The organism is Methylobacterium hispanicum (assembly GCF_022179285.1).
Taxonomy (GTDB): Bacteria; Pseudomonadota; Alphaproteobacteria; order Rhizobiales; family Beijerinckiaceae; genus Methylobacterium; species Methylobacterium hispanicum.
The window spans coordinates 1-2,598 of record NZ_BPQO01000070.1 but is presented as its reverse complement, the minus strand read 5'-3'; the positions used below and the strand labels follow the sequence as shown (position 1 = coordinate 2,598).

The window sequence follows — 2,598 nt, the reverse complement described above, 5'->3', positions numbered from 1 at the left end:
TGCGGATTCCGACGGAAGCCGGCCACCCATTCCGACGCGAAGCCGGCCAACGTTCCGATTTGATGTCGGCCACTCGGTAGCCGGCATCGGCTATGGCGCATCCCCGCGGGTCAGCAACCGCGGCATCCCAGTCCTCGACCACGAGGAGGATGGGATGCCGGCCAGGAGAGAGCTGACCATGCGACAGATCAAACAGATGCTGCGGCTCGCCCACGACGGGGTGAGCGCGCGTGAGATCGGGCGAACGCTGGGCATCGCCCGCTCGACCGTGCAGGACAACCTCGGCCGAGCCACCGCCGCCGGCCTGACCTGGCCGCTCGACGCCGAGGTCACGGACGCGGTGCTGGAGCAGCGCCTGTTCGCCCGGGCCGGCGTGAAGCAGGGCATGCGCCGCCTGCCCGAGCCGGACTGGCCCTGCGTCATCCGGGAGATGCGCCGGTCCGGGGTCAACCTGACCGTGCTCTGGGAGGAGTACCGGGAGACCCATCCAGACGGCTACGGCTACTCCCGGTTCTGCGATCTCTACAGGGAGTTCGAGCGCCGGCTCACCCCGGTGATGCGCCAGCACCATGCCGCCGGCGACAAGGTCTTCGTCGATTACTCCGGCAAGAAGATCGAGATCGTCGATCCCACCACTGGCATCGTGCGCGAGGCCGAGATCTTCGTGGCGGTGCTGGGCGCGTCGAGCCTGACCTACGCCGAGGCGACCTGGACCCAGACGCTGCCCGACTGGATCGGCGCGCATGTCCGCCTGTTCCGCTTCCTCGGCGGCGTCCCCCGCCTCGTCGTGCCCGACAACCTCAAGAGCGCCGTTCACAAAGCCTCGTTCTACGATCCAGAGATCAACCGCTCCTATGGGATGATGGCCGACCATTACGGCGTCGGCATCCTGCCGGCCCGGCCACGCAAGCCCCGCGACAAGGCCAAGGTCGAGGCCGGCGTGCGCTTGGCCCAAACCTACATCCTGGGGCGGCTTCGGCGACAGACGTTCTTCTCGCTCGCCGAATGCAACGCCGCCATCGCCACGATGGTCGAGCGTATCAATGCCCACCCGATGCGCAGGCTCGGCACGACCCGACGCGCCCTGTTCGAGGCGATCGAGCGAGCGGCGCTCCGTCCCCTGCCGGCGGAGGACTACGCCTTCTCCGAATGGCGGCTGGCCCGGGTCAACCTCAACTACCACGTCGAGGCGGCCGGCTTCCTGTACTCGGTGCCCCACGCCCTGATCCGCGAGCAGGTCGACCTCCGCATCACGGCGCGCACCATCGAGGTGTTCCACCGCGGTCAGCGCGTCGCCGCCCATGAGCGCCGTTATGCCGGCCGGCGACACGGCACCGATCCCGAGCACATGCCGAGCGCGCATCGGCGCTACGCCGAGTGGAGCCCCGAGCGCTTCCGGCGCTGGGCACGCGGTATCGGCCCGGAGACCGAGGGGCTCGTCGTCGCCATCCTCCACGACCGTCCGCATCCAGAGCAGGGCTTCCGTACCTGCTTAGGCATCCTGCGCCTCTATCGCGGGCTCGACCCCGGCCGGGCGGAGGCCGCCTCGGCCCGCGCGGTCGCCATCGGCGCACTCACCTACAAGAGCATCGCCTCGATCCTCAGCCTGGGCCTCGACCGCACCGCGCCGTCTGCCGAGGCCGCTCCCGTCCTGCTCCACCCCAACCTGCGCGGCCCGCGCTACTTCCACTGACGGAGACGACGATGCTCACTCATCCCACCCTCGATCTCCTGCGCGAACTCGGCCTGACCGGCATGGCCTCTGGCTACAGAGCGCTCGACGCCAACCCGGAAGCCGGCGCGCTCTCGCACGCCGAGTGGCTCGGGCTCCTGCTCGAACACGAGGCCACCGCCCGCCGGCAGAAGCGCTTCGAGACCCGCGCACGGGCCGCCCGCCTGCGCCACCCTGCCAGCATCGAGGATGTCGACTACCGCAGCCATCGTGGCCTCGACCGCGCGCTGTTCCTCAAGCTCGCCACCGGCGACTGGATCCGGACCCGGCGCAACCTCGTCATCACCGGCCCCTGCGGCGTCGGAAAGAGTTGGCTGGCCTGCGCGCTGGGACACAAGGCTTGCCGGGACGACCTCTCGGTTCTGTACTATCGGGTCCCGCGCCTGTTTGCGGCCTTGAGCCTCGCCCGCGGCGATGGCCGATACGGCAGGCTGCTGCGCCAGATCGCCCGTGTGAACCTGCTGATCCTCGACGACTGGGGCCCCGAACCGCTCCTACCCGAGCAGGCGCGGGACCTCCTCGAGATCATCGAGGATCGCTACGACACTGGCGCGACCCTGATCACCAGCCAGGTACCGGTCGACCGCTGGTACGAGATCATCGGCATTCCGACGCTCGCCGATGCCGTCCTCGACCGGCTGCTTCACAACGCGCACCGGATCGAGCTCGCCGGCGAGAGCCTGCGCAAACGAAAGGCGGCCGAGCAAGCCGCTTGACCGCCTGAACCAACCTCGTGATCTTCCACCCAGACCCGCGGGAGCGCCTCCGCCACCGGCCGGCTTCAGATCGGAACGGTGGCCGGCTTCGCCTCGGAATGACGGCCGGCTTCAAATCGGAATCCCCGGCCGGCTTCGTCGGAATACGCA

The 2,598-nt window shown here is 69.2% G+C and carries 2 protein-coding genes; both read left to right on the top strand.

Annotated elements, in window-relative coordinates; translation table 11 throughout:
* Window positions 1-154: 154 nt before the first annotated feature.
* On the top strand, window positions 155-1,693 hold the full coding sequence (gene istA, locus MFF56_RS31705) for an IS21 family transposase (protein WP_308445301.1): 1,539 nt from the start codon (window positions 155-157) through the stop codon (window positions 1,691-1,693).
* An 11-nt stretch (window positions 1,694-1,704) separates the two neighbouring features.
* Window positions 1,705-2,448 (top strand): IS21-like element helper ATPase IstB, encoded by a 744-nt coding sequence (gene istB / locus MFF56_RS31700; RefSeq protein WP_012606268.1) that lies wholly within the window; start codon window positions 1,705-1,707, stop codon window positions 2,446-2,448.
* Window positions 2,449-2,598: the final 150 nt, after the last annotated feature.

Bases quoted from the DNA above. Each gene is read 5' to 3' on its own strand.
- istA (WP_308445301.1), top strand. From the start codon at position 155: ATGCCGGCCAGGAGAGAGCTGACCATGCGACAGATCAAACAGATGCTG.
- istB (WP_012606268.1), top strand. From the start codon at position 1,705: ATGCTCACTCATCCCACCCTCGATCTCCTGCGCGAACTCGGCCTGACC.